Annotated in this window: 9 protein-coding genes; 1 reads left to right on the forward strand and 8 read right to left on the reverse strand. The window is 34.7% G+C overall.

Annotation, left to right across the window (positions count from 1 at the left end; genetic code table 11):
* Window positions 1–653: 653 nt before the first annotated feature.
* Entirely contained in the window at window positions 654–935 is a 282-nt protein-coding gene (locus RT445_RS22715) for a hypothetical protein (protein ID WP_274795190.1), read from the reverse strand.
* Between the two features lie 196 nt (window positions 936–1,131).
* Entirely contained in the window at window positions 1,132–2,634 is a 1,503-nt protein-coding gene (gene lysS / locus RT445_RS22720; RefSeq protein WP_274795189.1) for a lysine--tRNA ligase, read from the reverse strand.
* Between the two features lie 289 nt (window positions 2,635–2,923).
* On the opposite strand from lysS, the gene RT445_RS22725 reads away from it, so the two are divergent.
* Complete coding sequence (locus tag RT445_RS22725; RefSeq protein WP_313471634.1) at window positions 2,924–3,565, forward strand: LptM family lipoprotein; 642 nt, start codon at window positions 2,924–2,926, stop codon at window positions 3,563–3,565.
* 40 nt (window positions 3,566–3,605) lie between these two features.
* On the opposite strand, the gene RT445_RS22730 is transcribed toward RT445_RS22725, so the two are convergent.
* The 6 genes from RT445_RS22730 to RT445_RS22755 all read right to left on the reverse strand — a co-directional run.
* Complete coding sequence (locus RT445_RS22730) at window positions 3,606–3,929, reverse strand: DUF1827 family protein (RefSeq protein WP_313471636.1); 324 nt, start codon at window positions 3,927–3,929, stop codon at window positions 3,606–3,608.
* A 1-nt stretch (window position 3,930) separates the two neighbouring features.
* The gene (locus RT445_RS22735; RefSeq protein ID WP_313471638.1) at window positions 3,931–4,275 is read right to left on the reverse strand and encodes a YhjD family protein; all 345 of its coding nucleotides are present in this window, start codon (window positions 4,273–4,275) and stop codon (window positions 3,931–3,933) included.
* The gene (locus RT445_RS22740) at window positions 4,268–4,606 is read right to left on the reverse strand and encodes a YolD-like family protein (protein WP_313471646.1); all 339 of its coding nucleotides are present in this window, start codon (window positions 4,604–4,606) and stop codon (window positions 4,268–4,270) included. The genes RT445_RS22735 and RT445_RS22740 overlap by 8 nt, the downstream gene beginning before the upstream one ends.
* 16 nt (window positions 4,607–4,622) lie before the next feature.
* A complete protein-coding gene (locus RT445_RS22745) occupies window positions 4,623–4,895 on the reverse strand; it encodes a YolD-like family protein (RefSeq protein WP_313471640.1) in 273 nt (90 codons plus the stop codon).
* A 115-nt stretch (window positions 4,896–5,010) separates the two neighbouring features.
* Complete coding sequence (locus RT445_RS22750; RefSeq protein WP_313471642.1) at window positions 5,011–5,682, reverse strand: M15 family metallopeptidase; 672 nt, start codon at window positions 5,680–5,682, stop codon at window positions 5,011–5,013.
* Window positions 5,679–5,865 (reverse strand): phage holin (locus RT445_RS22755; RefSeq protein ID WP_313471644.1); only part of this gene is annotated, 187 nt, incomplete at its 5' end. The genes RT445_RS22750 and RT445_RS22755, both read right to left, overlap by 4 nt.

Below are 5,865 nucleotides of genomic sequence, written 5' to 3' on the forward strand. Positions count from 1 at the left end.
CTTAAAACTTTATTGATTACGTTTTGCTTGTTCAGTTTTCAAGGTTCATTTTGTTAACCATCTCATCGACAGCAACTTTTAAATTATAACATATTTCGTTTTTCGTTGTCAACATCTTTTTTAAAAAGTTTTTAAGTCCGAAGAGACAACTCTTAAACTATATCATAATCATTTTCGTAAGTCAACATCTTTTTCATCTAAATTTCTTTGATGTTGTTTCTTGCATCGTCTTAACGACAAGTAATAATTTATCATGTTAACTTAGACATCGCAAGTGTTTTTTTAAACAAAATCTACTTTATTTAAAAATAACGAATTAATAAGCTATTTTACGCATTTACGAGAATACGGAAATTATATATTCTCCTTTGCCCACTTAATTATTTGTTTTACTATACATCTCTTTCTTTCAAATCACAACATTTTATCCTACTATTTTTCAAATCAAAAGTGCATTACAGTTTACTATATAAGAAAACCTCTAGAAAACTAAAGGCTTTCGATAGAGCAAATGTTATTGTGTCGTTCATTTCATACAAACTTTTTTCATTCAAGGCAACAACGTATTTACATGTACACGTTTTATATGTACCGTATCGAAAATAAGCGCTAAAGTGCTTTTACTACACTTTAGCACTTATTTCTATTATGTCCTATTTTAAATCGTCACTTTGAGGATCAACTATATTTAAGCACCATAAGAAATTATCCCAAGCGGAATACCAGCCACTGAAAATTTCCGACGAATCATCCCAACGCACGTCGAATTTCTTCTGACCGTCTATCTCCACTAAATATAATGTAAGGTTTTCGTCTTTCTTAGCCACTACTAATTTCATACCATGCTCAAGTTCTTCTTCAGTAAATGGAACATCAGAAACTGATCGTAATTGTGCCTGTTCAAACACTTGTTTGTTAATAATTTTGTAATTCATTATAAGCCCCCAATAAAATACTTCTTTTTTTACTTAGTAATTTAAAAAACATAGAACTATAAAAGTATAACCTAAATTTAATCAACCTTTAAACAACTTAATTTTTTTCAAAGCATAAAAAAAGAGAACCCACTTATCCCGTGAATTCTCCTCTTTATTTATTTCTTTTGTTTTATTGCTCTATGAAAAAAACCAACTACTTTGTAATATGGCGCATTGTTGGGAACAATAATACGTCACGAATTGATGGTGAATTTGTAAGGAGCATAATTAAACGGTCAATACCGATTCCTAAACCACCTGTTGGAGGCATACCGTATTCCAACGCTTCAATGAAATCATTGTCCATTTCATGTGCCTCATCGTTACCTGCCGCTTTTTCTGCTAATTGTGCTTCAAAACGTTGGCGTTGGTCGATAGGATCATTTAGCTCTGTGAAGGCATTTGCATGCTCACGACGAACGATAAATAACTCAAAGCGATCTGTGAAACGCTCGTCCTCTGGATTTTTCTTCGCTAGAGGAGAGATTTCTACTGGGTGGCCATATACAAATGTAGGTTGTACAAGTGTCTCTTCTACCTTTTGTTCAAAGAATTCATTGATAATATGACCTACTTCATGAACATCTTTTACTTCTACTCCATGCTCTTTAGCAAGCGTTTGAGCTTGTTCTTTTGTCATTGGCTGCCAGAAGTCCACACCAGTTGCCTCTTTTACAGCGTCTACCATATGAACTCGTTTCCAGCCTACTGCAAGGTTGATCTCATCTTCTCCATATTGAACCGTTGTTGTACCAAGCACTTCTTGAGCAACATGTGCAATAAGGTTTTCAGTTAGAGACATGATATCTTGATAATCAGCATATGCTTCATATAGCTCAATCATTGTAAACTCTGGATTGTGACGTGTAGAGATTCCTTCGTTACGGAACACACGACCAATTTCGTAAACCTTTTCTAAACCACCAACTATTAAACGTTTTAAATGCAATTCGATGGCGATTCGCATATATAATTCCATATCAAGTGCATTATGATGCGTAATAAATGGACGAGCAGCTGCGCCACCAGCAATTGTATGAAGCATTGGTGTTTCTACTTCTAAATATCCAGCGTTATCTAAATAATTTCGGATTGCACGGATAATTTTAGAACGAGTGATAAACGTTTTTTTGCTATCTTCATTTGTCATTAGATCTAAATAACGTTGGCGATAACGTTGCTCAACATCCTGTAAGCCGTGGAATTTCTCCGGCATAGGACGTAAAGCTTTTGTAAGGAATGTGAAGTCCTCAGCTTTTACTGAAAGCTCTCCAACTTGCGTACGGAATACATTTCCACGTACACCTACGATATCCCCTAAGTCAGCCTGTTTAAACAACTCATATGCTTCTTCACCTACATGATCTTGGCGAACATAAATTTGGATTTGTCCTGCTAAATCTTGAATATGGGCAAAACCAGCTTTTCCTTTACCGCGTTTCGTCATAATACGTCCCGCAATAATCACCTCTTGAAGGTTTTCTTCAAGTTGTTCTTTTGTTTGGTCTGCAAATTGTTCACGTACTTCTGCAGATAAATGTGTACGCTCAAAACGGCTTCCAAATGGATCTTGTCCGTTTTCTAGTATCGTCGTCATTTTTTGGCGTCTCACCAATAGCTGATCATTTAATTCTTCTATATTTGACACTTGTTTCACTCCTTAAGTAAATTGTCCGTGTTTACGTCCATCTAACACTACTGTTTTTGAATGTATTTCATTGTTTTTTGTACAAGAAATAATAATTACTTAACTAGTATACAACAGAGTTTTGTTTTTTGCTGTGATTGATTGTAATTTGTTTATGGCATCATTTTGGCATCATTTATTTCATTTTTGATTGCTCTACTTACTAATAGAAGAAAGTCATTTACTTTACTGACAACCACTTCCATTATTGATACAATTTTAGTGTTACAAATATATTACATTAAAGGAGACAACTTATATGAAGAAAAAACTAATTTTCAGTGCAGCACTTGTACTATCACTTGGCCTTGCTGCTTGTGGTGAAGAAAAAGCAAAGGAAGAACCACAAAAAGAAGAAACTCAAACGCCTGTATCTGCTGACAAAAAAGAAGATACGGAAAAAGCTGATGAAAAAGAAGAATCTGATGGAGTTGGTGAAACAACCGAATCAGAATTAGGTAAGATGACTGTTCTTTATAAAGATAAGGAACTTAACATGGCAGTTAATAATGGTCCAGTAAATGCTACTTTGGATAAAATTCAATTAGCAACAATGGAACCTTCTGAATCTTATAAAGAAAGTTTTGGCGGCCAAGATAAAGTTACTATCGTTACTATTGAAGCATCTGCTGAAAACACAGTTGATGACACTACTAATTACTACTTAAATCAAGCTAAATTAGTAACGGATACTGGACAACAAGTTGATTCTGACATTTGGTTTAGTGATGACATTGGTGGAGAGTTCTTAGGAAAAGTGAAGAAGAACGGTAATATCATTTGGATTCTTAAACATGATGAGGCAGTTAAAAAAGTAACGTTACATATCAGCGGGGCTTCGAATGCTAACTTTGACCGTTTAGGTGAAGATTTAAAAGTAGAAATTCCGTTAGATAAATAAAAAAAAGTCACTCATTAGAAAAATAATGAGTGACGTTTTTTTAATTTGTTAGTGTTTTTACTTCTTCTTTATTGCGAATATGAACTACCCCAGTCTCACTTACTCGTATATTCACATCTGTAATGTCTCTTTTTAAAATGTGTTTAATGGCATATCTAATTTCCCACTCTTTAACTTGCCCGTTTTCATTCGAGATACTTGCATGGCTAGACATTTTATTTTCACTATGAATAATTACTGTCCCCTTACGCTCATAGACTTTTACTGCACCACCCATAAAACCTGAAGCGATCTTTACAACATCTACTCTTTCATTTGTTATATCCCGAAACGTTTTGTTTGAGAAATTATATACAACAGCCATATCACACTCTCCCTAAGTACATAAATATCAATTCTTCTGTTTTGGTTTTTAATGCTTGCTTCGCGTAACGTAGTACAACATCTTCACCAGGTGTTTTTATAACCACGTCACTAAAATATTGATCAACGTGAATCCACTTTACTACCTCAATTTTTTGTTTTGCCAGCATGCGTTTGCTGTTGTAGTAATCAGATCTTATAACTTTTAATAGGTCGTCGACTATTCTGATATAGACTTTTGCCATCTTTAAATTCCCTAGCGCATCATAGTCATGTTGCAAAGATTTAACGGCCATCTCTAATAGGATAAATTGGTGTACATTTCTTCGTTCATCCGGCTTAATCATCAGAATCTACCAATGATGCTTTTTGTATCTTCTCGAATTGAATACGTTTTATTGATAATTCAGCATCTAAAAGTAGTTCTTTCCTATACAAGTCTGTTCCTGTTATTTTTCCTATTTCATCATGTAGCTTGTTATGGTCCCATAGTGTTAATTTAATTAACTTTCGCATTTTAAAAGCGCGCTGGATTGTTTGCTCAATTTCTTCAAGTTCCCATTCAGTCAACTCACGCTTTTTATCATAATACTGCTCCTTTTTCCACCTCTTAATCTCCACCAAATGTTCTGGTAGCATCATTGATGTCCATTTCATATTCCCGCGATCATGTAGCATCACAAATCACTCTCCACTAATATTCAGTATCTGAAATACTTAAAATATCTAAGAAATGTACTTTATGAATGTTGTAGTACTTATCTTTAATATGGATTAGTTTTGTGTTTACATCCATTTTTGTGACTGTACCTTCTAGAGTTTCATCATGTTTATAGATACTAAAGACTTTGGTTTGTTTTTCTTCCATAGCTTCAGTTAACGCATTTGCGATTTCCTCTAAGTCGAATTCATCACGATCTGGGTGCTTAGGTTCCTTTTTCTTTGTAGGTGTTTTTGTTTTTGCCATTTAAACCACTCCTTTTTAAGAACATTTGTTTGTATATATTATAGAACTAATGTTCTGTTTTAGGCAATAAAAAAATGCCTAGGCTCAAATTTAATTGAGTAACCTAGGCTTTTTGTTAGATGCTACGTTGAGCAATGATAATTTCTAATCCCTTTAAATCGCCATTTGTTAATGTTCCAGCGTCGAATTTTTCTAAATGAGATTTATCAACAAGCTTTTTATCTACAGCTTGTTTGATGTAGTCTCGTACTGCAGCTTTAAGTGTTTCATTAGTAAATTTCATAGTATCATCATCCTTTTCATTTAGAATTGGTTTACTATCTTCCTTGATCAATTGCACTTTAACAGCACTACTTGTCGGTACAATTACTTGTCCTTCTAATTTATATCCTGCAGGCATTTTCCATGTTGGGGGAATTTCAAAATGTGGAGCATCGTACTGTCCGGCAATCCAATATCCTCCCCATGTGATACCAAGCTTTTTAGCTATGGCACCAACTTTTGAAAGCGTAGAAATATCATATAAATTTCTTGGAGGAGCAACAGCGATATCCCAGGCTCTACGAGATGTATGGTTACTATTACGTGTCCATGTAACTACTTGGCCTGGTCTTGTACGACCTTGCTCATACAAGTAGTTTTGGCGTGCTTGGCTACGGTATGTCTCTGTGATGAAAACAAAGTCAATGCCTGCCTTGTAGCATTCTTGAAAGAGTAATCGGCATGCTGTTTGTGCTGCTGCTGTTAATTCGCTTAAGTCACGACATGTAGTAGTTACACTTGTCATTTTGCATCATCCTTCGGTTTTTTATATTTTAATGCTTGTTCACTATCACTGACATCGCTAGTGGTTGGATCAATGACAATACCTAACAAAATCAAAATGCTTAAAATGGTATTAAAAATAGCAGTGGCTTGTTCGCCAACTGCTTCAGGTAAACTGTATCCAAATGCTGCTGTTACTTGTTGA

Source organism: Lysinibacillus sp. (genome assembly GCF_032093475.1).
In the GTDB taxonomy this organism is placed as follows: domain Bacteria; phylum Bacillota; class Bacilli; order Bacillales_A; family Planococcaceae; genus Lysinibacillus; species Lysinibacillus irui.